Consider the following 23,551-nt stretch of genomic DNA (forward strand, 5'->3'; position numbering starts at 1 on the left):
ACCCCCTTGACAGTCAACACGTTCGGGCGTAAAACAACATATACACAGACCCGACGGGATGGACGGAGCCCCCTATGTACGCCGAGGAACGCCAGCAGGCGATGGCCCAGCTGATCGGCCAGCACGGTCGACTGTCGGTGGTGCAGCTGTCCGACGAGTTCAAGGTGACGACCGAGACCGTGCGTCGGGATCTCTCCTCGCTCGAGCGTATCGGTCTGGTGCGGCGGGTCCACGGAGGTGCGGTGCCGGCGAGCTCGCTCACCGTCATCGAGTCCGGGCTCAGCGAGCGCGACCGCGCCAACACGCTCGCCAAGGACCAGATCGCCGCCGCTGCGCTGCAGGAGCTGCCGCCGGCCGGCTCCGTCGTGGTGCTGGACGCCGGGTCGACGACCGGGAGGCTCGCTGCCCTCCTCCCCCGGGACCACAAGCTCACCGTGATCACCCACGCCGTGCCGATCGCGGCACGCCTGGCGGGGCTGCCCCACATCGAGCTCCACCTGCTGCCCGGCCGGGTGCGCACGACGACCCACGCCGCTGTCGGCACCGACACCGTCGCGGCACTCGCCGACGTCCGCGCCGACGTCGCCTTCCTGGCCACCAACGGGCTCAGCGCCGAGTTCGGCCTCTCCACGCCCGACCGCGACGAGGCCGCCACCAAGCGGGCGATCGTGCGGTGCGCGCGACGCCGGGTCGTGCTCACCGACGCGAGCAAGATCGGCGTCGAGTCCTCGCAGCGCTTCGCCGGTCCGGGCGAGATCGACGTCGTCGTCACGGACGCTGCCGTCCGCGACGACGACCGCGCCGCCCTCGAGCGCGCCGGGCTCGACGTGGTGGTCGCGTGATCCTGACGCTCACGGCCAACCCCAGCCACGACCGGACCGTCACCCTGCTCGAGCCCCTGCACCACGGGGCCGTGCAACGGGCGGCGTCCGTGACCAGCCAGGCAGGCGGGAAGGGCGTCAACATCTCCCGCGCCTCGGTGGCAGCCGGGGTCCCCACGCTCGCCGTGCTCCCGGCGCCGGAGGACGACCCGTTCGTCCACGAGCTGCTGGCCGCCGGTGTCGACTGCCGTCCCGTCCGGCAGGACGGGGCGCTGCGGGTCAACATCACCATCAGCGACCCGGAAGGCACCACCACGAAGCTCAACAGTCCCGGACCGCAGATGACCGAGGCCACCCGGGCCGCGATCGCGGACTCGCTCGTCCGGCGTGCGCAGCCGGGCGACTGGGTCGTGCTCGCCGGTTCCCTGCCGCCCGGCGCGCCGGTCGACTGGTACGCCGACCTCGTCGTCGCCCTCGCGGGCTCCGGCGCCAAGGTGGCGGTGGACACCAGCGACGACCCGCTGCACGCGCTGGTCGGCAGGCTCCACGACGGTGCCCCCCGACTCATGAAGCCCAACGGCCACGAGCTCGCCTCGCTGACCGGCGAGGACGGCGACACCCTGGAGAAGGACCCCGTCGCGGCCGCCCGCGCGGGCACCCAGCTGCTCGAGCGTGGCGTCGAGTGCGTCCTGATCACCCTCGGCGGCAACGGAGCCGTCCTGCTGCGCGCGGACGGCGCCTGGTACGCCGCACCGCCCCCGACCACCGTGGTGAGCACGGTCGGTGCCGGGGACTCCAGCCTCTTCGGCTACCTGCTCGGCGACATCCAGGGTCGCACCCCCGACGAGTGCCTGGCACTCGCCGTCGCCTACGGCAGCGCCGCCGCTGGGCTCCCCGGCACCACCATTCCCCACCCCGCACAGGTGGACCCCACCCGAGTCGAGGTCACCTCGCTCGACCTCACCCAAGGAGACCGTTCATGAGCGACCTCATCACTCCCGGGCTGGTGCGTCTCGCCGCCCCTCTCGGCACCACCAAGCACGACGTCATCGGGGCCCTGGCCCACGTCGTCGGCGAGGCGGGCCGTGCCCACGACGTCGACCAGCTGGTGCGCGACACCCTGGCCCGCGAGGAGACCTCGGCCACCGGCCTGCCCGGGGGCATCGCGATCCCCCACTGCCGTACCGAGGGCGTCACCGAGCCCACGCTGGCCTTCGCCCGACTCGAACCCCCCGTCGACTTCGGAGCCAAGGACGGCCCGGCGGACCTGATGTTCCTGATCGCCGCCCCGGCAGGCGGTGACGCCGACCACCTCCAGATCCTGACCCAGCTGGCCCGGGCCCTCGTGAAGCCCGCCTTCACCGACGCCCTCCGCGCAGCGGAGACCCCGGACGAGGTCGTGGCCCTGGTCCACCAGGAGCTCGGGATCACGGCCGCAGCGGCCACCGCGCCGGCCGCCAGTCCCGTCCCCGCGCCGCCGGCCGAGTCGACGGCGCCGGAGTCCACCGCTCACGAGGCCCGGCGCAGGCTGGTGGCCGTCACGGCCTGCCCGACCGGCATCGCGCACACCTACATGGCCGCGGAGGCGCTCGAGGCCGCCGCCGCCCGCGCGCGCGTGGACATCAGCGTCGAGACGCAGGGGTCGGCGGGCTCGCACCCGCTCACCCACGACCAGATCGCCGAGGCCGACGCGGTCGTCTTCGCAGTGGACGTCGGGGTGCGCGACCGCCACCGCTTCGCGGGCAAGCCGGTCGTCTCCTCCGGGGTGAAGCGACCGATCGACGACGCCGACGCCATGATCGCCGAGGCCCTCCGCTACGCCGATGACCCGCACGCCCCGCGGGTCGAGGGGAGCGTCGACACCGCCGGCCACGGCGAGGCCGCGGGTGAGACCTGGGGCGGTCGGGTACGCCGGGTGCTGATGACCGGTGTGTCCTACATGATCCCGTTCGTCGCCGCAGGCGGCCTGCTGATCGCCCTCGGCTTCCTCTTCGGCGGCTACGAGATCACCGGTCCGGCCGGCGAGATCCTCGCCACCAACTCCCTGTTCAACCTGCCCGACCCCGACGCGCTCGGCCTCGACCACGCGCTCCTCGGCAGTGGCTTCTTCGCCTACCTCGGGGCAGCGCTCTTCGGACTCGGCGCCACGGCGTTCAAGTTCCTGGTCCCGGCCCTCGCCGGCTACATCGCCTATGCCATCGCCGACCGGCCCGGCATCGCCCCGGGCTTCGCGATGGGTGCGCTGGCGATCGACCTCGGTGGCTTCGGGACGCCGCAGAGCGGGTTCCTGGGCGGCATCATCGGCGGCGTCCTGGCCGGTCTGGTCGCTCACTGGATCGCCTCGCGTGCCGTGCCGTCGTGGGCGCGCGGCCTGATGCCGGTGCTGGTCATCCCACTCGGCGCCACCCTCGTCACCGGTCTGGTGATGGTGGTGCTGATCGGTCGGCCGCTCGGATCCCTCATGGACGCCCTCAGTGACGGGCTCGGCAGCATGAACGAGACCCCCGGCCTCGCCGTGGTTCTCGGCGCGATCCTCGGCCTGATGATGGCCTTCGACATGGGCGGCCCGCTCAACAAGGTGGCCTACGCCTTCGCCACCACCGGCCTCGCCGCAGCCGCCACGGCCACCGACGCGCCGGAGCTCAAGGTGATGGCGGCGGTCATGCTGGCCGGCATGGTTCCCCCGATCGCCCTCGCGCTGGCGACCGTCGTCCGGCCGCGCCTGTTCACCGTTCCCGAGCGCGAGAACGGCAAGGCCGCGTGGCTGATGGGTGCCTCCTTCATCACCGAGGGAGCCATCCCCTTCGCCGCCGCCGACCCCCTGCGCGTGATCCCGTCGATCATGGCCGGGTCGGCCGTCACGGGTGCCGTGGCGATGTCGCTCGACGTGACCCTCCGCGCCCCCCACGGCGGGATCTTCGTCCTGTTCGCCGTCGGCAACATCATCGGGTTCCTGGTCGCCCTCGTCGCCGGCACGCTCGTCGCGACCGCCGCCGTCGTCGTGCTCAAGCAGGCCAGCCACCGCGACACCGACCTCGTCACCGTCTGACACCCACCACCAGAGAAGAGGAACCCATGCCCTCCAAGTCCGTCGTCGTCGGCTCGGCCGTCGGCCTCCACGCCCGGCCCGCCGCGATCATCGCCGAGAAGGCCGGTGAGCTCGGCTCCGACGTCACCATCAACGGTGTCGACGCGAGCTCGTCGCTGCTGATCATGACCCTGGGCGCCAAGAACGGCGACACCGTGGAGGTGGCCGGCGACGACTCGTCGGCCGTCGACACGATCGCCGACCTCGTCGAGCAGGACCTCGACGCGGAGTGATCAGGCGACGCCGGTGGCCGGGTCCTCGGGCCCGGCCGCGGCGTCACGCAGTGCCAGGTAACCCGCGCGCACCCCGACGGCCCGCTCCAGCTCGTCGAGGACCTCCCGGAAGAACTGGTCGCGGTAGGTCTCGTCGGTGAGCACCGCCACCGCGAAGTAGAGGCCCGAGAAGCCCGCCAGGAAGACCGAGACCTGCACCAGCTCGATCGAGAGCTGGGTCAGGAACGGGACGTTGACCAGGCGCTCCTGCCCCGTCCAGGCCTGCTGGACCTCCGCGGTCATCACGATGCCGCCGAAGAGGAGGAAGAAGCCCAGCACCGCCAGCGACAGCAGCAGCACCTGCGCGATCTGGGTCACGAGCAGCACCAGGATCAGGTTCCACCGCTCGTAGCCCGGCACGTCGCCGTACCGGCGCCAGTCGATGTGGCTCCCCTGCTCGTCGAGCAGCTGTCCGACCGGCTCCTCGATGGGGGTACGCCGGGTGGCGCGCCGGACCAGCTCGAGGTCGATGAAGTCGTCGACCTTGTCGACCTCCTCCGGCAGCCGCACGACCAGGAACAGCACGGCGATGCCGCCGAAGAGCAGCAGCGTCAGCCAGAGCACCGATCCGTCCAGCGTCGAGGACAGCTGCCAGACCTCGGCGTTGATGAAGAGGAAGGTCACGAAGAGCAGCAGCAGCGGCAGCGCCCGGGTGACCATCGGCAGCAGCTGCCGCAGGCTGCTCCGGGTCCGCCGCAGGGCCCATCCGAGGATCGGCCGGGCGCGCAGGGCGGTGATCGCGTAGAAGCCGGCCGCCAGCATCGCGAAGAGGGTCAGCGTGGCCGGCGCGAACGACGCCCGGCCGGTCACCCAGGTCAGCGCCACCGCCGAGCCCACCGCGATCAGCGCGACCAGGACCATGACCGGGACGGTCTTGCGCGGACGCAGCGCCGCCCGGGCCCGCGCGCGCTCCTCGGGGACGAAGTAGGGCAGGCCGTTGCGGATGAACCACGGCTCGATCTCGCGCTCGTGGGTTCGGCGGGCCATCAGGACCCCAGGACGAGGCGCGTGCGACGTACGTCGTCGGCCATCGTCTCCAGCAGCGGCTCGGCCCCGTCGAAGCGCACCATCCCCCGCAGCCGGTCGACGAAGGTGACCTCGACCTCCACCCCGTAGAGCTCCAGGTCGTCCCGGTCGAGCGCGTAGGCCTCCACCCGTCGCGCGCGCTCTCCCGCGAACGTCGGGTTGGTCCCCACGCTGATGGCAGCGGGGTAGCGCTCCGCGGTGTCGAGCCGGGTGAGCCACCCGGCGTAGACGCCGTCGGAGGGGGCGGCCATGCCCTCGGCGATCGGGACGTTCGCCGTCGGGTAGCCGAGCTCGCGGCCGCGCCGGTCGCCGACGACGACCTCGCCCCGGACGGTGAACGGACGTCCCAGGGCCTCGGCCGCCCCGGCGACGTCGCCGGCCGCCAGGCAGGTGCGGACGTAGGTGGAGGACCAGACCTGCGGGCCGCCGTCCAGGGCGATGCCCTCGGCGGTGAAGCCCCGCGAGCGGCCGACCTCCCGGAGCAGGGCGACGTCCCCCGCGGCGCGGCTGCCGAAGCGGAAGTTGGCCCCCACCACGACCGTTGCGGCGTGGAGCGCCTCGACCAGGACCCGGTCGATGAACTGCTCGGGCGACCAGCCGGCCATCTCCCGGGAGAAGGGCAGGGCGAGCACGTGGTCGACCCCTGCCTCGGCGAGCAGCGCCGCGCGGGTGTCGATGGCGGTCAGGATCGAGGGAGCGTGCTCGGGCCTCAGCACGGCCATGGGATGGGGGTCGAAGGTGACGGCGACCAGGGGTCGCTCGCTCGTCTCGGCCGACCCACGGGCGCGGGCGATGACCGCCCGGTGCCCCCGGTGCACGCCGTCGAAGTTCCCGATCACGACCGTGGTGGCGCCGAGGGACGCCGGGACGTCGTCGAGTGAGCGCCAGACCTGCACGGGCTGCACCCTATCGACGTCGCGGGCACCCGGCTCAGCCGGTGAAGACCGCGACGGCACGGGCGACGTCCCCCTCCTGTGCGTAGAGCGCCAGGAAGGCCCCGTCGGGTGCGAACACCGCGACCGGACCCGCGGCGGGGAGCGCGGCGCGGAGCCGTCGACCGTGCCGGACGTCGGCGGCCTGCACATCGTCGAGGTCGTACGCCGGGAACGCGACCCGGGCCGCGTCCTCGATCGGGATGAGCCCGAACGCCTCCGCGTGCTCCTCGAGGGTCCGCGCGTGCGTCAGGTCGAACGGACCCACCGCCGTGCGCCGCAGTGCGGTCAGGTGGCCCCCCACGCCCAGCGCCACCCCGACGTCTCGGGCGATCGCCCGGATGTAGGTGCCGCTGGAGCACCGCACCGAGACGTCGACCTCCCCGTCGCGCACGTCGCGGACGACCAGCTCGTGGACCGTCACCCGTCGCGGGGCGAGCTCGACCTCCTCGCCCTCACGCACCCGCTGGTAGGCGCGTCGTCCGTCGACCTTGACCGCCGAGACCGACGACGGCACCTGGTCGAGCTCTCCGACCTGGTCCGCGAAGGCGGCCCGGACGGCGGACTCGTCGAGGTGGTCGACGGGTGCCGTGACCACCACCTCGCCGTCCGCGTCGTCGGTCGTGGTCGTGACGCCGAGCCGGACCGTGGCGTCGTACCGCTTGTCGGTGAGGAGCAGGTGTCCCAGCAGCCGGGTGGCGCGGTTGACGCCCAGCACCAGCACGCCGGTGGCCATGGGGTCCAGGGTGCCGGCGTGGCCCACCTTGCGAGTGCCGGCGAGTCGCCGGACCCGCGAGACCACGTCGTGGGAGGTCATCCCGCCGGCCTTGTCGACGACGACCAGGCCGGGTGCGTCGGTCACGCCTCGTCGTCCTCGTGGACCGCATCCGCCTCGTCACCGGCGTCCGCGTCGGCCGCCTGCTCCCGGGGCTTCTTGTAGGGGTCTGCCTCACCGGCGTAGCTCGTGCCGCGCGCGGCGGCGACCGCCTCGTCCTGCTGGCGGGCCCGGGCGAGCACCTCGTCGAGGTGGCGGGCGTTCTCCGGCAGCGCGTCGTGGACGAACTCCAGCGTGGGCGCGTGACGCATCCCCAGCTGCTTGGCGACCTCCGAGCGCAACAGGCCCCGGGCGGACTCGAGCGCGGCGGAGGTGGAGGCGAGGTCGGTCTCCTCGCCGAGCACCGTGTAGAAGACCGTGGCCTGCTGGGTGTCGCCGGAGACGCGGACGTCGGTCACCGTGACGAAGCCGATCCTCGGGTCCTTGATCCGCCGCTCCAGCATCTCGGCGACGATGACGCGGATCCGGTCGGCGATCTTGCGGACTCGGGGGTTGCTGCTGCTCATTCTGGTTCCTCGTGTCGGAGCCACCGGCGGGGCGGCGACTCATGCACTGCTCGGGTGGTGCAGGGCCGAGGGGTGCAGGGATCCCCGGACCGGCCGGGGACCCCTGTCACCTCACCTCAGTCGCGCGGGATCTCCCGCATCTCGAAGGCCTCGATCACGTCGTCGATCTTGATGTCCTGGTAGTTCTTCAGGACCAGACCGCACTCGAAGCCCTCGCGGACCTCCGACGCGTCGTCCTTCTCGCGGCGCAGCGAGGCCAGCTCCAGGTTGTCCTGGACGACCGCGCCGTCGCGCAGCAGCCGGACCTTCGCGTTGCGCCGGATCACGCCGCTGGTGACCATGCAGCCTGCGATGTTGCCGGCCTTGGACGACTTGAAGATCTCCCGGATCTCCGCCTGGCCCAGGACCTGCTCCTCGAACTCGGGCTTCAGCATGCCCTTGAGCGCGGCCTCGATCTCGTCGATCGCCTGGTAGATCACGGTGTAGTACCGGATCTCGACGCCTTCCTTGTCGGCCATCTCGGTCGCCTTGCCCTGCGGCCGGACGTTGAACCCGATGATGATCGCGTCGGAGGCGGCTGCAAGGTCGACGTTGGTCTCGGTGATCGCACCCACACCCCGGTCGATGACGCGCAGGCTGACGTCGTCACCGACGTCGATCTTGGACAACGCGTCCTCGAGCGCCTCGACCGAACCGGACACGTCGCCCTTGAGGATCAGGTTGAGCTCCTGCGACTCGCCCTGCTCCATGGAGGCCATGAAGTCCTCGAGGGTACGCCGGACACGACGCTTCGCCTGCATGGCTGCCCGCTCGCGGGCCTCCCGCTTCTCGGCGATCTGGCGTGCCATCCGGTCGTCCTCGACGACGATGAAGTTCTGACCGGCGCTCGGAGCGGCGTTCAGACCCAGCACCATCGCCGGGCGCGACGGGTCGGCCTCCTCGATGTTCTCGCCGTGCTCGTCGAGCATGGCGCGGACGCGACCGTAGGCCGGTCCGGCGACCAGCGAGTCGCCGACCCGCAGCGTGCCGCGCTGCACGAGCACGGTCGCCACAGGACCACGGCCGCGGTCGAGGTGTGCCTCGACCACGAGGCCCTGCGCGTCCTGCGTCGGGTTGGCCCGCAGGTCCAGGGAGGCGTCGGCCGTGAGCACGATGGCCTCGAGCAGGTTCTCGAGGTTGAGCTCGGACTTCGCGGACACGTCGACGAACATGACGTCGCCGCCGTACTCCTCCGGCACCAGGCCGTACTCGGTGAGCTGACCACGCACCTTGGAGGGGTCGGCCTCCGGCAGGTCGATCTTGTTGACCGCGACCACGATCGGCACGTCGGCGGCCTTGGCGTGGTTGAGCGCCTCGACCGTCTGCGGCATCACGCCGTCGTTGGCAGCGACCACCAGCACGGCGATGTCGGTCGCCTGCGCACCGCGGGCTCGCATGGCGGTGAACGCCTCGTGACCCGGGGTGTCGATGAAGGTGATCCGCCGCTCCTGCTCGTCGACCTCGGTCGCGACCTGGTAGGCACCGATGTGCTGGGTGATGCCACCGGCCTCCTTGTCGACGACGTTGGCACTGCGCAGGGCGTCGAGCAGCTTGGTCTTTCCGTGGTCGACGTGACCCATGACGGTGACGACGGGGGGCCGGATGGCCAGGTCCTCGTCGTCGCCCTCGTCGGCGCCGAACTCGAGGTCGAAGGACTCCAGCAGCTCGCGGTCCTCGTCCTCGGGAGAGACGACCTGGACGACGTAGTTGAGCTCGTCACCGAGCAGCTCGAACGTCTCGTCACCGACCGACTGGGTCGCGGTCACCATCTCGCCGAGCGAGAAGAGCATCTGCACCAGCGAGGCGGCGTCGACGTTGATCTTCTCGGCGAAGTCGGTCAGCGAGGAACCGCGGGCGAGACGGACGGTCTCGCCGTTGCCCTTGCGGACGCGCACGCCGCCGATCGTCGGCGCCTCCATCTGCTCGAACTCCTGGCGACGCGCCCGCTTGGACTTGCGACCACGACGCGAGGGACCACCGGGTCGCCCGAAGGCACCCTGGGTCTGGCCGCGCCCACCGGGACGACCACGGCCACCGGGGCCACCGGGGCGGAAGCCGCCACCGGGCGCGCCGGCACCCGCGCCGGCGCCGGGGCCGCCGCGGCCACGGGCGGGGGCACCGCCGCGACCGCCACCGGGGCCACCACGGCCACCACCGGCCGGACGGGCACCAGGCCCGCTGCCGAAGGCGGCGGGCGACTTGGGCATCATCGCCGGGTTGGGACGCGGCACGCCGGGCGCGCCACGGCCGGCAGGCGGCCGCGGCGGACGGTTGTCGTCACCACCACGGTCAGCGGGGGCGGGACGACGGCCCATGCCCTGGCTGGACGCGAACGGGTTGTTGCCCGGACGCGGCGCACCCGCCCGGCCCACCGGACGCGGCGAGGGCGCCTTGGGCGCAGCGGGCTTGGGGGCGGCAGGCTTCGGCGTCGCCGGGGCAGCCGCGGCCGGGGCCTCGGGCTCCGCCGGCGGCTCCTGGTCGTCCGGCGCGACGACGGTCGGCTCAGCGGCCGGGGCCTCGTCGACGGCGGGCTGCTCGACCGGCGCCTCCGGCTCGGGAGCGGCCTTCTTGCCCGGCGGCTTGGGGGTCGCCTTCTTGGCAGCGGCCTTCTTGGGGGCCGGCTTCTCGGCGGGCGCCTCGGCCGGTGCCGCGGCAGCCGACGACTTCAGCTGCTCGCCGTACTCCTTGCGGAAGCGCATCTCCGCGGGCAGCTCGACGGTGGAGCTCGCCGACTTGACGAACTCCCCCATCTCCTTGAACTTCTCGAGAACGAACTTGCTCTCGACTCCGAACTCCTTGGCGAGCTCGTGGACTCGGGTCTTGGCCACGTTTCTCCTTCTGGCCTGAGACCCGGGTCGGGGTGACTCTCAGACCGTTGGTGGTTGCTGGTGGGCGGTGCTCAACGCGAAGCTGCTCATCGCGAGTTACTCATCGAGTGCTCATGAGCTACTGCTCCAGTTCCTGTCGGTCGGTCGTGTGTGCACGCGAGACGAGGTAGTCACCCACCGGTGCGCCGGTCAGCCCGTCCGGGACCCTGAGGGCCCGGGCGAAGGCTCTCCGGCGCACCGCGAGCTCGTAGCACTCCGGCGTGGGGTGCAGGTGCGCCCCGCGACCCGGAGCGGTGCCGCTGGGATCGGGTACGGCGGCCGGTCGGCCGTCGCGATCCGCGCCCCGCACGACACGCAACAACTCGCGCTTGGCGGCTCGCTCCCGACATCCGATGCAGGTCCGGACCGGGGTCCGGGCAGGGGATGTCGAAGTGCTGACCACCGCCAGCAACCTTAGCCGGTCTCGCACGCTCCCTGCGAACCGAGGCGGGTGCGTTGGCCCGGTTAACGTGCGAGGTTGCGTGGTTTCGACGCGCTAGCGCGCGTTCGCAGGCTCACGCGCGTCGCTTGCTCAACCTGCGCCGGCCCACGCGCCGCCTTCGTTCCTCAGGCGTCGCTGCCGACTTCGTCAGAGCGGATGTCGATCCGCCAGCCGGTGAGGCGGGCGGCCAGGCGGGCGTTCTGCCCCTCCTTGCCGATGGCCAGCGAGAGCTGGAAGTCGGGCACGACCACCCGGGCGGAACGTTCGGCCTCCGACACCACCTCGACGGAGGTCACCCGTGCCGGCGACAGCGCGTTGGCGACCAGCCGGGCGGGCTCGTCGGACCAGTCGACGATGTCGATCTTCTCGCCGTGCAGCTCTGACATCACGTTGCGGACCCGCTGGCCCATCGGGCCGATGCAGGCGCCCTTGGCGTTGACGCCCGACACGGTCGACCGAACCGCGATCTTGGTGCGGTGGCCCGCCTCGCGGGCGATGGCGGCGATCTCGACCGATCCGTCCGCGATCTCGGGCACCTCGAGCGCGAAGAGCTTCCTGACCAGGTTGGGGTGCGTGCGCGACAGCGTGATCTGTGGCCCGCGCATCCCCTTGCGCACCGAGACCACCAGGCACTTGATCCGGGTCCCGTGGTCGTAGGTCTCCCCCGGCACCCGCTCGCCCGTCGGCAGCAGCGCCTCGATCTTGCCGAGGTCGACCATCACGTCGGCGGGGTTGCGGCCCTGCTGGATGATGCCGGAGACGATGTCGCCCTCCTTGCCGGAGAACTCACCGAACTTGATGTCGTCCTCGGCGTCCCGGAGCCGCTGCAGCATGATCTGCTTCGCCGTCGTGGCGGCGATCCGACCGAAGCCGTCGGGGGTGTCGTCGTACTCCCCCACCTTCTCGCCCTCGTCGTCGAGCTCGGCGGCGTAGACGGTCACGTGACCGCTCTTGCGGTCGAGCTCGACACGCGCCTCCTCCACCGCCCCCGGGGTCTTGTGGTAGGCCGTGAGCAGCGCTTGCTCGATGGCCTCGACGAGCACGTCGAAGGAGATCTCCTTCTCGCGCTCGAGCATCCGCAGGATGTTCAGGTCGATGTCCATCTCAGGCCTCCTTCGCCCCGGGGCGGTTGAACTCCACCTGCACGAGGGCCTTGGTGACCTCTGCGAAGGGGACCTCGCGCCGCTTGCCACTGACCTCGAGCTCGGCGGCGGTCTCGCCTGCCTCGACGATCCGACCGGTGACGACCTCGCCGTCGCCCAGCGTCACCCGCACCAGGCGCTGCAGGTTGCGGCGCCAGTGACGGGGGTGGGTCAGCGGACGGTCCACACCGCGCGAGGTGACCTCGAGGGTGTAGGGCTGCTCCCCCATGACGTCGGAGTCGTCGAGCACCCGGGAGACCTCACGTGTCGCGTCGGCGACGTCGTCCAGCGTCACGCCACCGTCCTTGTCGACAGCCACACGCAGGATCCGGCGCTTGCCGGCGGGGGTGATCTCCACGGCCTCGACGTCGAGCCCGAGCGCACGGAGGGGGTCGGTCAGCTCCGTCTCGATCCGCTCGCGGGTGGCGTCGTGCCTTGCGGTGCTCACGGTTGACGACCTCCTTGTGCAGTTGGAGCACACCACGATAGCGGCTGCCCCGGGCCGCGCCGAGGCGCGGGGATAGGGTCTGGCGCGTGTCGCCGCCCGAGCTCTCCCGCCGCGCCGCGCTGACCGGCGTCGTGTTTGGGCTGGCGGTCGCCGGCTGCGACCTGCAGGCGCGCGAGACCCCTCCCACGGGCACCCCGACGGCCGTCGCGCCGACCGGCACACCGGGCTCCGAGGCGGCCGCACCCGAGGACCCCGACGAGGCCCTCGTCGAGTCGGTCCGTGCCGACATCGCAGCCGCCCTCGCACTCGTGACCGCCGGCGCCGGGCGTCCCGCACTGCGCGCAGAGCTCGGCGACTGGCGGCGCCTCCACCGGCTCCACCTCGACGCGGTGCCCGGCGAGGACGCCGGCGAGGACGCCGGGGAGCAGCAGGCCACGGCGGTCGGCTCCGTGGCCCAGGTCCGCCGACGTGTGCGGCGCGAGGAGGCCAGGCTGCAGCGGACCCTGGCCGACGCCGCGCTCGCGGCCGAGAGCGGCCCGCTCGCCGCGCTCCTGGCCAGCATGTCGGCCGGCATCGCCCAGCTGCTCGCTGCCACCGGAGGTGGCCGGTGAGCCCCCTCGACGGCCTGCAGCGGGCGCTGGCCGCGGAGCACGCCGCGCTCCACGTCATCGGCGCACTCGGGGCCCGCACCTCGGTCTCCGAGACCCCGGCCCTCCACGCCGAGCTGACCACGAGCCACGACGAGCACCGCGACCGTCGTGACGAGCTCGACGCGCTCGTGCGCGGTCTCGGCGGTACGCCGGTGGCGGCCGAGGCGGCGTACGACCTCCCCGACGGCCTGGGGTCACCGGCCTCGGTCACGGGGGCCGCGCTCGAGGTGGAACGCCGGGCCCAGGCGACGTACGCCTGGCTGGTGGGGCAGACCAGCGGCGAGGAGCGGCGCTTCGCGATCACCGCGCTGACACAGACAGCGGTCCGTGCCCTGGCCTACCGGGGAAGTCCCGAGATCTTCCCCGGTATGGCCGGTGCACGGACCGCTCGCCGGTAGTCCGGCGCCGAGCCGCCTCGCGGGAGTTGGGGGACCAGAGCGAGGCGTCTTGCGAAATCCTGCAACACAACCGGTCCGCGACACGAGCGGGCGCCATCCTCACCTTTTCGCATTGCAGAAACCTGCAACCCGCGCCCTGCTCAGAGCCAGCCGCGCACCACGTCGACGAGGTCCCGCAGCGAGGCCACGACCGCGTCCGGCTCCCCCTCCGTGTGGCCGACCTGCTCGGCCGGGATCCGGCTGTGCGGCACGTGGACCGTGCGCATCCCGGCGTTGGCGGCACCCCAGACGTCGTCGAAGAGACGGTCGCCGACGTAGACGCACCGCGCAGGGTCCGTCGCGCCCACGGCCTCCATGGCCGCCCGGAACGCCCGGGCAGACGGCTTCGTCCACGGGATCTCGCTCGTGTAGACGTCGCCGTCGACGAGGTCGAGGACGCCGTCGCGCTCGAAGAAGCCCCGGTGCCACTCCCGGGGCCAGATCGTGTTGGAGAGGACGCCGACCCGGAGCCCGAGGTCGCGCAGCTCCTCCCAGACGGGGCGGACGTCGGGATCGGTGTCGGTGTGCGGCTCCCAGAACTCGTAGTACGCCGCGAGCAGCTCCGGGTCGTGCTCGAGACCGGCTTCCTCGAAGAGGTCGGCGATGGTCGAGCTCTGCTGGTGGTCGCGGCTGCGACCCCAGATCGCGGCACCCGCCGCGTGCAGACGTGAGGCCCACGCGTGGTGGTCGTCGTCCGGCGACGGTGTCCGGGCCACGGCCTGGGCGAGCGCCAGCGACTCGGCGTGGAAGTCGACGTCGTGCCAGCGGGTCAGCGTGCCGCCCCAGTCGAAGATGACGGCGTCGAGCCCGTCCTCAGCCACGGACGACGTCCACGACCCGGTCGACGGCCTCGGCCACCGGGACCTCCTGCCGCTCACCCGAGGCCCGGTCGCGCAGCTCGACGGAGCCGTCGGCCAGGCCGCGCCCCACGGTGAGGATCGTCGGGACGCCGATCAGCTCGGCGTCCTTGAACTTCACGCCGGGGCTGACCTTGCCGGTGCGGTCGTCGTAGAGCACCGTCACCCCGCGCTCGGCCAGCTCCTCGGCGATCCGGGCCGCGGTGTCGAACACCTCGCCGTCCTTGCCGGCGGCCACCACGTGGACGTCGGCGGGGGCGACCTCCCGCGGCCAGCACAGGCCGATCTCGTCGAGGGTGTTCTCGGCGATGGCGGCGACCGCCCGCGACGGCCCGATGCCGTAGGAGCCCATGGTGACGGTCACCAGCTTGCCGTTCTCGTCGAGCACCTGCAGACCCAGGGCCTCGGCGTACTTGCGGCCCAGCTGGAAGATGTGGCCCATCTCGATGCCGCGCGCCGCCTCGAGCGTGCCGCCGTCGCAGCGCGGGCAGGGGTCGCCCTCCCTCACCTCGGCGGCCTCGATGGTGCCGTCGGGCGTGAAGTCGCGGCCGGCCACGAGGTCGACCACGTGGGAGCCCTCGACGTTGGCACCGGTGACCCAGCGGGTGCCCTCGACCACGCGCGGGTCGACGAGGTAGCGGATGCCCGACTCGCTCTCGGCGCCGAGCGCGGCGGGCCCGATGTAGCCCTTGACCAGGCTCGGGTGCTGCTTGAGGTCGGTCTCGTCCATGGCCTCGACCTCGATCGGCTCGAGCTGTCCCCCGAGCCGCTTCAGGTCGACGTCACGGTCGCCCGGGACGCCGATGGCGAGCGGCTCGCGGGTGCCGTCGGGGTGGACCAGCACGACCATGACGTTCTTGAGGGTGTCGGCGGCCGCCCACGGCCGGTCGTCGCGGGGGAACCGGTCGTTGAGGTGGTCGACCAGCGTCTCGATGGTCGGCGTGTCCGGGGTGTCCTCGGCGTGCGCGGCCGGGACGTCGGCGTACGGCACCGGTTCGGGCGCGCGCACCTCGACTGCCTCCACGTTGGCGGCGTAGTCGCAGCGACTGCAGCGGACGTAGGTGTCCTCGCCGACGTCGGCCTTGGCCAGGAACTCCTCGGACGCCGAGCCGCCCATCGCCCCCGAGGTCGCCTTCACGATGACGTACTCGAAGCCGAGCCGGTCGAAGATCCTGATGTAGGCGTCGCGGTGCCGCTGGTAGCTGGCCTCGAGACCGGCGTCGTCGACGTCGAAGGAGTAGGAGTCCTTCATCACGAACTCGCGGCCGCGGAGCAGCCCCGCCCGGGGCCGCTGCTCGTCGCGGTACTTGGTCTGGATCTGGTAGATCGAGAGCGGCAGGTCCTTGTAGGACGAGTAGAGGTCCTTCACGACGAGCGTGAACATCTCCTCGTGGGTGGGGCCGAGCAGGTAGTCGGCCTCCTTGCGGTCCTGCAGCCGGAAGATGTTGTCGCCGTAGTCGGTCCAGCGACCGGTGGCGTCGTAAGGCTCCTTGGGCAGCAGCGCGGGGAAGAGCAGCTCCTGCGCGCCCATCGCGTCCATCTCCTCGCGGATGATCCCCTCGATGTTGCGCAGCACGCGGAGTCCGAGCGGCAGCCACGAGTAGATGCCGGGTGCCGCGCGGCGGATGTAACCCGCCCGCACCAGCAGCCGGTGGCTCGGCACCTCGGCGTCGGCCGGGTCGTCGCGCAGGGTGCGCACGAAGAGGCTGGACATGCGGAGGATCTGGGCTCGAGCCATGGCGGGAAGGCTACTTGGCGGCCGGCGCCAGCCACCAACCAGTTGACCGGTCAGAACATCACCGTCGCGAAGGTGGCGGTCCGCACGAACCCCACGCGCTCGTAGACGCGGCGGGCCGCGTGGTTGAAGTCGTTGACGTAGAGCGACACCACGGGAGCGATGTCCTCGCGGACCTGGCGCACGACCGCCGCCATCCCGGCGGCGCCCAGGCCGGTCCCCCGCCGCTCCGGCGTCACCCAGACACCCTGCACCTGGGCCGCGGCCGGTGACGCGCAGGCCACCTCGGCCTTGAAGACGACCTCGCCGTCGTCGATGCGGGCGAAGGACCACCCCCGCGCGATCAGCTGGTGCACCCGGGTGCGGTAGAGGTCGCCGCCGCCTCCCGCCTCGGGCGAGATGCCGACCTCCTCGGTGTACATGGCCACGCACGCGGGGTAGAGCACCGCGGCGTCGTCCATCGTCGTCCGGCGTACGCCGGGGTCGGGCTCGACCAGCGGCGCGGCGCGCGTCTCCAGGTGGGGCTGGTCCCACCGCAGCTCCCGGGGCGTGCCCCAGGAGTCGGAGACCTCCTCCCAGAACGCCCGCACCGCCTCCTGCGGCCCGACGATCGTGGACACCGTCCTCCCCCGGGTCAGAGCCCGCTCGGCGAAGACGCGCGCGTCGTCGGGGCCCGCCTGCACCGGCACCAGGTTGGCGCCCACGTGGCAGGCCGCACGCAGCTCGCCGTCGTCGTACCTCCCCCACATCTCGCCGCCCAGCCAGCGCGGCTCGAGGTTGGTGGTGCGGGCGCGGTGGGCCGCGAAGACGTTGACCACCGGGTCGGCCGCAGCGAGCCGCTGGAAGTCGTCCAGGTCGGACGGCCCCAGGACGCGGACGCCGTGGCGGGTCGTGAGCACGGACCGACAGTAGTCCTCCCGCGGGCCCGGCAAGAACGGTCGTGTACACGGCGGGCCGCGCGTGATCTGCTGGGGTCATGACGACATCGGACACTCGGGGTCCGACGAGGGTCGCCCTGGTCGCGGGCGCGACCCGCGGTTGCGGCCGGGCGATCGCGGTCGAGCTCGCGCGGGCCGGCTTCCACGTCTATGCGACCGGCCGCTCCAGCCGTACCTCCGGCCGCTCGGAGATCGGTCGACCGGAGACGATCGAGGAGACCGGAGAGCTGGTCGCGCAGGTCGGGACGGGGACCGCGCTGGTCGTGGACCACGAGGACTCGTCAGCCGTGGCCGCCCTCGTCGCCCGCGTCGAGGCCGAGCACGGGCGGCTCGACGTGCTGGTCAACGACATCTTCGGGGGCGACCGCTACGCACAGTGGGACAAGCCGTTGTGGGAGCACGACCTCGAGGGCGGTTGGCGGATGCTGGGCATGGGGGTGCGCACCCACCTGGTCACCGCCCACCACGCGCTGCCGTTGATGCTGCGCACAGCCACTGCCGAGCTTCCCGGGCTGGTGATCGAGATGACCGACGGCACCTTCGAGGCGAACGCCGAGTTCCGGCAGGGCGTCGGGTTCTACTACGACCTGGTCAAGGCGAACGTGCAGCGGATCGTCGTCGGCCTGACCCACGAGCTGGCCGACCACCCCGTCACACCCCTGGCCGTCACGCCCGGCTGGATCCGGTCGGAGGCGATGCTCGAGAACTTCGGCGTGACCGAGGCGAACTGGGAGGACGCCCTCGAGCGGGTGCCCGGCTTCGCGATCAGCGAGTCTCCGACGTACGTCGGGCGCGGCGTCGCGGCGCTGGCCGGCGATCCCGGTCACGCGCGCTTCGCCGGGCGGAGCCTCACCTCCCACGACCTGGCCGTCGAGTACGACGTCACCGACATCGACGGGTCGCAGCCCGACTGCTGGCGACTGATCGCCGACCACGGCTTCGGCGACGAGCACGGGCAGGTGGACGTGTCGGGCTACCGCTAGCTCGGCGCGACGCCGCTCCGGTCACGATCTCCACGACCAGGCGTGCGGACACGGAGACCAGACCATCGCAGCGCTCGATCTGGCCTCCCTAGGCTCGGTGCCGCACTGGCCGAAGGAGCGGCGGGCCACGCCGCTGGTTGTGTGCTCGCCGCATGGCCTCGGAGACGGCTCGGCACGCGGGCACGCGGACATCTGCCGCGAGCTCGTCGCCGGCCTGGGTCCGCCGGATGCGGAGGACTACGGGGACACAGTTCGCTGGGCGGCGTACCTCGCGAGGGTCCAGGCTGCGGCTGAAGCCCACCGCGCATGACCGCAGCGCGAACGCGGCGAAAATCGGTGTTCGCGCAGGCATCTGGGGCTGACGTCACGTCGGGGTCACGATGCCCGGGATCTGCTGTGGATGAGGGGCCTTGAGCAGTCTGCGTTGTCAGTGGTCGCTGCTTGGGTAGGGGTATGTCCAGCCTCGCCGTCACCGAGACCCCGGTCGTCGCCGACCGGTCGGTGCTGGCTGCCGCGAGCGCCGCGCTCCGGTCCCGGGCGGCGGCCGACGTCGCGCTGCTGATCGCCGCCGCCGACTGGGGTCTGGCCCACCCGGCGACCGAGGACGTCCCGGCAGCGGGTCACGGTGAACGGGACCTGCACGGCGAGGGCGTGATGTCCTGCACGGCTGCCGGGACGCCAGAGGTCGCCGAGTTCGCCCCGATGGAGCTCGCCGCCGCACTCGGCTGGACCTACGAGTCGGCCATGCTGCTGATGGCCGACGCCCTCGACCTGTCCCACCGGATGCCGCGACTGTGGCGGCTCGTCGTCGACCACGAGGTCCCGGTCTGGCTCGCGCGGCGCGCGGCCCAGCAGGCCCGCGACCTGTCGATGGAAGCCGCGGCGTACGCCGACCGGTTGCTGGCCTGGCAGTGGCGCCGGCTCAACCCCACGCGCGTCGACCGGCTGGTCGACGAGGCCCGGCTCTACCACGACCCCGACCTGGCGCAGGAGCAGGAGGGCGCCGCGCTCGCCGACCGTCATGCACGACTCCGGCCGACCGGGCACCCGCTCGTCACGGACCTCTGGCTGCGGCTCGACACCTCCGACGCGCTCGCCCTCGACCACACCATCGGCCGCGGAGCGGAGGCCCTCGCGGCGCTCGGTGATCCCGACGACCTGGAGATCCGCCGCGCGCGTGCTGCCGGGCTGCTCGCGAATCCGCAGGCCACCCTCGACCTCCTCACCGGCGGCACCGAGCAGCTTCCACCCGCCCCCGGGCTGGCGAGCAGCGCGACGGTCGTGCTCCACGTCGCCCCCGACGACCTCGATCCCGCCGAGACCGGCGTCGCGCGGGTCGACCGGCTCGGTCCAGTCCTGGTCGACCGGATCACGAAGTGGCTGGCCGACTCGACGGTGACCATCAAGCCGGTCCTCGACCTGAGCCGAAGCGACGCCGTCGACCGCCACGACCCACCCACGTGGATGCGCGACCTCGTGGTCGCGCGCGACCCCTGGTGCGTCCACCCCGGCTGTCGACGCGACGCCGCGGCCTGCGACCTCGACCACATCGAGCCCTACGTCCCTCTGGACGACGGCGGCTCGCCCGGCCAGACCCGACCAGGGAACCTTGCTCCACTCTGCCGGGCCCACCACCGCGCCAAGACACACGGCGGCCACCATTACGTACGCCGTCCCGACGGCTCCTACCGGTGGACCCTGCCCAGCGGGCTCGTCCTGACGGTGCCGGCGACGCAAGCTCGTCCGCGACCTGTCCGCAAGCGACGAACCAGCCGCTCCGCACCCTGACCGGACGCCCGGTCAGGGGCAGCGGTGTGCGCCGGGCTCTACGACACCGACACGTTGGCCTGGCTGCCCTCGACGACGTCCATGTCCTCGGCGATCCGCATCGCCTCTTCGATGAGGGTCTCCACGATCTTGCTCTCGGGCACGGTCTTGATGACCTCGCCCTTGACGAAGATCTGACCCTTGCCGTTGCCGGAGGCCACGCCGAGATCGGCTTCGCGGGCCTCGCCGGGCCCATTGACGACGCACCCCATCACGGCGACGCGCAGCGGCACCTCGAGCCCGTCGAGCCCGGCGGTCACCTCGTCGGCCAGCTTGTAGACGTCGACCTGGGCCCGGCCGCAGCTCGGGCAGGAGACGATCTCGAGGCGGCGGGGCCGCAGGTTGAGCGACTCCAGGATCTGCAGCCCGACCTTGACCTCCTCGACCGGCGGCGCCGACAGCGACACCCGGATGGTGTCGCCGATCCCCTTGCTGAGCAGGGCACCGAAGGCGACGCTCGACTTGATCGTCCCCTGGAACGCCGGCCCGGCCTCCGTCACGCCGAGGTGGAGCGGCCAGTCGCCGGCCTCGGCCAGCAGCTCGTAGGCGCGCACCATCACGACGGGGTCGTTGTGCTTCACCGAGATCTTGAAGTCGCGGAAGCCGTGCTCCTCGAACAGGCTCGCCTCCCACACCGCCGACTCCACCAGCGCCTCCGGGGTGGCCTTGCCGTACTTCTCCAGCAGCCGCTTGTCGAGCGAGCCGGCGTTGACCCCGATCCGGATCGACGTGCCGTGGTCGGAGGCCGCCTGCGCGATCTCCTTGACCTGGTCGTCGAACTTCTTGATGTTGCCGGGGTTGACGCGCACGGCCGCGCAGCCGGCCTCGATCGCCTGGAAGACGTAGCGCGGCTGGAAGTGGATGTCGGCGATGACCGGGATCTGGCTCTTCTGCGCGATCGCCGGCAGCGCCTCCGCGTCGTCGGCACTCGGGCACGCGACCCGGACGATGTCGCACCCGGAGGCGGTCAGCTCCGCGATCTGCTGGAGGGTGGAGTTGATGTCGGCCGTCAGCGTCGTGGTCATCGACTGCACCGAGATGGGGTGGTCGCTGCCCACACCCACCGCCCCGACCTTGATCTGGCGCGTCTGACGACGCGGCGCCAGCACCGGCGGGGGTGCCTCGGGCATGCCCAGGTTGATCTCGGTCATGGGCGCAAGGTTACTGACCGGCCCCGGCACGCCCGGAATCGTCAGGACTGCAGGCTGAGAGGTACGACGAGGTCGCCGATGATCAGCACGACACCCAGCACCAGCAACACCGACGCCATCACGTAGGCGACCGGGAGCAGCTTGGCGACGTCGACGTAGCCCGGGTCGGGTCGGCCGGTCAGCCGCGCCACTCCCCGGCGTACGGCCTCGAACAGCGCACCGGCGATGTGGCCACCGTCGAGAGGCAGCAGCGGCACGAAGTTGAACATGCCGATGAAGAAGTTGAAGCCCGCGATCAGCATCAGCAGGAAGATCGTCTTCTCCAGGGCGGGGAAGCCCTCGTGCGAGACCGTCTCGCCGGCCAGCCTGCCCCCGCCGACGATGCTCACCGGCCCGTTGGGGTCGCGCTCCTCGAGCCCGACGATGGCGCGGGCGACTCCCCAGACCTTGACCGGCAGCGTCCCGAGCGCCTGCACCGTCGCGACGGTCATCTCGCCCATCTGGTCGAGGGTGTAGATCGGCCCGCCGGTGCCGAGCTCCGACTCCGGCACCACACCCAGGAAGCCGACCTGGACGAGCGTGTCGTCGGTCAGGCTGGTCGGTCGCATCTCGACGGTCGTGTTGGTCCGCAGCGTCACCAGCTCGCCGGCCCGGTCGACGACCATCACGGCCTCGCCGTCGTCGTTGGCGCGGATGACCTCCTGCAGGGTCTCCCAGCTCGTGATCGGCGTCCCGTTGAAGGAGACGAACCGGTCACCCTCCCGCAGGCCCGCCGTCCGCGCCGGCGTGGGGTTCTCGCGCAGCTCCTCCGGTGTGCAGGCGCGCCCGTCCTCGGCCGCGGGCACGAGACACGGGGCGACCTCCTGGACCACGGGCTTGACCTGGAGGTCGCCCGGGTTGCCGTAGAGGGCGAAGACCGGCACGAAGATGAGGAACGCGATCGCGATGTTCACCGACGGCCCGCCGGCCATCACGATGACCTTCTTCCACCACGGCATCTTGTAGAAGAGCCGGTCCTCGTCCCCGGGCTTGATGTGCTCCCACTCCGCGGCCCGCGCGTCCGAGATCAGCTGGGTGAACAGGCCGGTGTTGGACTTGCGCAGCCGGACCACGCGGTTGCCGTCGGCGTCGTAGACGGGGTTGCGGCGGTCCTCGTCGAGCTCCTCCGCCCCCGGGGGGAGCATGCCGACGATCTTGACGAACCCGCCCAGGGGGATCGCCTTGATGCCGTACTCGGTCTCACCGACCTGCTTGCTCCACACCGTCGGTCCGAAGCCCACGAACCACTGGGTGACCTTGCCGCCGAACTTCTTCGCGGGGATGAGGTGCCCGAACTCGTGCAGCCCGATCGACACCAGGATGGCGACCACGAAGATCACCACGCCGAGGGTGTAGTAGAGCGCGGTCATGCGGTGGCCTCTGGTCCTTCGGTTCCGTGGATGCGGGCTGTGGCGGCGGTGCGGGCCCAGGCGTCAGCATCGAGCACGTCGCGGACGGTGAGCTCCACCTCCGAGGGTACGTCGTGGTCGGCCAGAACGGCTGCGATCGTCGGCACGATGTCGACGAAGGCGAGACGCCCCTCGTGGAAGGCGTCGACGCAGACCTCGTTGGCGGCGTTGTAGACCGCCGGGGCCGTGCTGCCGCGCTCGCCGGCCCGGTGGGCGAGCGCCACCGCCGGGAAGGCGTCGTGGTCCAGTGGCTCGAACCGCCAGTCGGCGGCGCGGGTCCAGTCGATCGGCGTCTCCGCGTCGGGCACCCGGTGGGGCCAGCCGAGCCCGAGCGCGATCGGGACCAGCATCGTCGGGACGCCCAGCTGGGCGACCACGGCGCCGTCGACGAACTCGACCATCGAGTGGATCAGCTGCTGCGGGTGGACCACGACGTCGATCGCCGTGAGGGGGACGTCGAAGAGCAGGTGGGCCTCGATCACCTCGAGCCCCTTGTTGACCAGCGTGGCCGAGTTGGTGGTGATCACCCGTCCCATCGCGAAGTTCGGGTGCGCCAGGGCCTGCTCCGGGGTCACGTCTGCCAGCTGCTCCCGGGAACGGCCGCGGAACGGTCCCCCGCTCGCCGTGAGCACCAGCCGGCGTACCTCGTGCCGGCTGCCGGCGCGCAGGCTCTGGGCGATCGCGCTGTGCTCGCTGTCGACGGGGACGATCTGCCCCGGCGCGGCGCGCTCCTTCACCAGCGGGCCCCCGATGATCAGGCTCTCCTTGTTGGCGAGCGCCAGCGTCGTCCCCGCCTCGAGCGCGGCCAGCGTCGGCCGCAGCCCGACGGCACCCGTGATGCCGTTGAGGACGACGTCGGCGGCCATCCCGGCCGCCTCCACGCTGGCGTCCTCGCCGACACCGGAGTACGCCGGCGCGAACTCGGCCACCTGCTGCTCGAGGAGCGACGGGTTCGACCCGCCGGCGGTCAACCCGACGACCCGGAACCGGTCCGGGTTGGCTCGCACGAGGTCGAGGGCCTGGGTCCCGATCGAGCCGGTCGACCCGAGCACCACCACGTCACGTCGCTGCACGTGCCCATCCTCCCAAGCCCCCACCGGGACCACC

General features: G+C 72.0%; 22 protein-coding genes. 8 read left to right on the top strand and 14 right to left on the bottom strand.

Translation table 11 applies throughout. The features are described from left to right. Positions 1–74: 74 nt before the first annotated feature. The 4 genes from K6T13_RS11305 to K6T13_RS11320 are packed head-to-tail and all read left to right on the top strand — an operon-like array spanning position 75 to position 4,142. Positions 75–842, top strand: a complete 768-nt coding sequence (locus K6T13_RS11305) for a DeoR/GlpR family DNA-binding transcription regulator (RefSeq protein WP_222894677.1) — start codon at positions 75–77, stop codon at positions 840–842. Next, positions 839–1,804 (top strand): 1-phosphofructokinase family hexose kinase, encoded by a 966-nt coding sequence (locus K6T13_RS11310; protein ID WP_222894678.1) that lies wholly within the window; start codon positions 839–841, stop codon positions 1,802–1,804. The genes K6T13_RS11305 and K6T13_RS11310 overlap by 4 nt, the downstream gene beginning before the upstream one ends. After that, positions 1,801–3,870 carry a PTS fructose transporter subunit IIABC gene (locus tag K6T13_RS11315; protein WP_222894679.1) on the top strand — a complete coding sequence of 690 codons (2,070 nt, stop codon included), beginning with the start codon at positions 1,801–1,803 and terminating at the stop codon, positions 3,868–3,870. Before K6T13_RS11310 ends, K6T13_RS11315 begins: the two co-directional genes overlap by 4 nt. 26 nt (positions 3,871–3,896) lie before the next feature. After that, positions 3,897–4,142, top strand: coding sequence for an HPr family phosphocarrier protein (locus tag K6T13_RS11320; protein WP_222894680.1), 246 nt, complete (start codon positions 3,897–3,899; stop codon positions 4,140–4,142). Here K6T13_RS11320 and K6T13_RS11325 read toward each other — a convergent pair whose 3' ends face one another. The 8 genes from K6T13_RS11325 to rimP all read right to left on the bottom strand — a co-directional run bounded on the left by K6T13_RS11325 (position 4,143) and on the right by rimP (position 12,418). After that, the gene (locus tag K6T13_RS11325; protein WP_222894681.1) at positions 4,143–5,168 is read right to left on the bottom strand and encodes a hypothetical protein; all 1,026 of its coding nucleotides are present in this window, start codon (positions 5,166–5,168) and stop codon (positions 4,143–4,145) included. Further along, entirely contained in the window at positions 5,168–6,103 is a 936-nt protein-coding gene (locus K6T13_RS11330; protein WP_222894682.1) for a bifunctional riboflavin kinase/FAD synthetase, read from the bottom strand. Before K6T13_RS11330 ends, K6T13_RS11325 begins: the two co-directional genes overlap by 1 nt. 34 nt (positions 6,104–6,137) lie before the next feature. Beyond that, a complete protein-coding gene (truB, locus tag K6T13_RS11335) occupies positions 6,138–7,001 on the bottom strand; it encodes a tRNA pseudouridine(55) synthase TruB (protein ID WP_222894683.1) in 864 nt (287 codons plus the stop codon). Then, entirely contained in the window at positions 6,998–7,480 is a 483-nt protein-coding gene (rbfA, locus tag K6T13_RS11340; RefSeq protein ID WP_222894684.1) for a 30S ribosome-binding factor RbfA, read from the bottom strand. Before rbfA ends, truB begins: the two co-directional genes overlap by 4 nt. A 116-nt stretch (positions 7,481–7,596) precedes the next feature. Next, the gene (infB, locus tag K6T13_RS11345) at positions 7,597–10,347 is read right to left on the bottom strand and encodes a translation initiation factor IF-2 (protein ID WP_222894685.1); all 2,751 of its coding nucleotides are present in this window, start codon (positions 10,345–10,347) and stop codon (positions 7,597–7,599) included. Positions 10,348–10,465: 118 nt separating this feature from the next. Further along, positions 10,466–10,816: a YlxR family protein gene (locus K6T13_RS11350; RefSeq protein ID WP_346729087.1), complete on the bottom strand. Its 351-nt coding sequence runs from the start codon at positions 10,814–10,816 to the stop codon at positions 10,466–10,468. A gap of 137 nt (positions 10,817–10,953) precedes the next feature. After that, positions 10,954–11,931 (bottom strand): transcription termination factor NusA, encoded by a 978-nt coding sequence (nusA, locus tag K6T13_RS11355; protein WP_222894687.1) that lies wholly within the window; start codon positions 11,929–11,931, stop codon positions 10,954–10,956. Between the two features lies 1 nt (position 11,932). Then, a complete protein-coding gene (gene rimP, locus K6T13_RS17455) occupies positions 11,933–12,418 on the bottom strand; it encodes a ribosome maturation factor RimP (protein WP_283247921.1) in 486 nt (161 codons plus the stop codon). An 86-nt stretch (positions 12,419–12,504) separates the two neighbouring features. Here rimP and K6T13_RS17460 point away from each other — a divergent pair, with 86 nt between their 5' ends. Together K6T13_RS17460 and K6T13_RS11365 are read left to right on the top strand one after the other, a co-directional pair. After that, the gene (locus tag K6T13_RS17460) at positions 12,505–13,029 is read left to right on the top strand and encodes a hypothetical protein (RefSeq protein WP_249423747.1); all 525 of its coding nucleotides are present in this window, start codon (positions 12,505–12,507) and stop codon (positions 13,027–13,029) included. Beyond that, the gene (locus tag K6T13_RS11365) at positions 13,026–13,466 is read left to right on the top strand and encodes a ferritin-like domain-containing protein (protein WP_222894688.1); all 441 of its coding nucleotides are present in this window, start codon (positions 13,026–13,028) and stop codon (positions 13,464–13,466) included. Before K6T13_RS17460 ends, K6T13_RS11365 begins: the two co-directional genes overlap by 4 nt. Before the next feature lie 140 nt (positions 13,467–13,606). Here the strand turns inward: K6T13_RS11365 and K6T13_RS11370 are convergent, their stop codons facing one another. The 3 genes from K6T13_RS11370 to K6T13_RS11380 are packed head-to-tail and all read right to left on the bottom strand — an operon-like array spanning position 13,607 to position 16,996. Beyond that, on the bottom strand, positions 13,607–14,326 hold the full coding sequence (locus tag K6T13_RS11370; RefSeq protein WP_222894689.1) for an HAD family hydrolase: 720 nt from the start codon (positions 14,324–14,326) through the stop codon (positions 13,607–13,609). Next, entirely contained in the window at positions 14,319–16,100 is a 1,782-nt protein-coding gene (locus K6T13_RS11375; RefSeq protein ID WP_249423748.1) for a proline--tRNA ligase, read from the bottom strand. Before K6T13_RS11375 ends, K6T13_RS11370 begins: the two co-directional genes overlap by 8 nt. A gap of 50 nt (positions 16,101–16,150) precedes the next feature. After that, positions 16,151–16,996 carry a GNAT family N-acetyltransferase gene (locus K6T13_RS11380; protein ID WP_222894690.1) on the bottom strand — a complete coding sequence of 282 codons (846 nt, stop codon included), beginning with the start codon at positions 16,994–16,996 and terminating at the stop codon, positions 16,151–16,153. 77 nt (positions 16,997–17,073) lie between these two features. Here K6T13_RS11380 and K6T13_RS11385 point away from each other — a divergent pair, with 77 nt between their 5' ends. Beyond that, positions 17,074–18,018 (top strand): SDR family oxidoreductase, encoded by a 945-nt coding sequence (locus K6T13_RS11385; RefSeq protein ID WP_222894691.1) that lies wholly within the window; start codon positions 17,074–17,076, stop codon positions 18,016–18,018. Between the two features lie 453 nt (positions 18,019–18,471). Beyond that, positions 18,472–19,806: an HNH endonuclease signature motif containing protein gene (locus tag K6T13_RS11390; RefSeq protein ID WP_222894692.1), complete on the top strand. Its 1,335-nt coding sequence runs from the start codon at positions 18,472–18,474 to the stop codon at positions 19,804–19,806. A gap of 38 nt (positions 19,807–19,844) precedes the next feature. On the opposite strand, the gene ispG is transcribed toward K6T13_RS11390, so the two are convergent. The 3 genes from ispG to dxr are packed head-to-tail and all read right to left on the bottom strand — an operon-like array spanning position 19,845 to position 23,517. Continuing rightward, positions 19,845–20,996, bottom strand: coding sequence for a flavodoxin-dependent (E)-4-hydroxy-3-methylbut-2-enyl-diphosphate synthase (gene ispG, locus K6T13_RS11395; protein ID WP_222894693.1), 1,152 nt, complete (start codon positions 20,994–20,996; stop codon positions 19,845–19,847). Positions 20,997–21,037: 41 nt separating this feature from the next. Beyond that, positions 21,038–22,405, bottom strand: a complete 1,368-nt coding sequence (locus K6T13_RS11400; RefSeq protein WP_222894694.1) for a M50 family metallopeptidase — start codon at positions 22,403–22,405, stop codon at positions 21,038–21,040. Beyond that, positions 22,402–23,517, bottom strand: coding sequence for a 1-deoxy-D-xylulose-5-phosphate reductoisomerase (dxr, locus tag K6T13_RS11405; protein WP_222894695.1), 1,116 nt, complete (start codon positions 23,515–23,517; stop codon positions 22,402–22,404). The genes K6T13_RS11400 and dxr overlap by 4 nt, the downstream gene beginning before the upstream one ends. Between the last annotated feature and the right edge of the window lie 34 nt (positions 23,518–23,551).

Origin of the sequence: Nocardioides coralli (assembly GCF_019880385.1) — a bacterium.
Classification (GTDB): domain Bacteria; phylum Actinomycetota; class Actinomycetes; order Propionibacteriales; family Nocardioidaceae; genus Nocardioides; species Nocardioides coralli.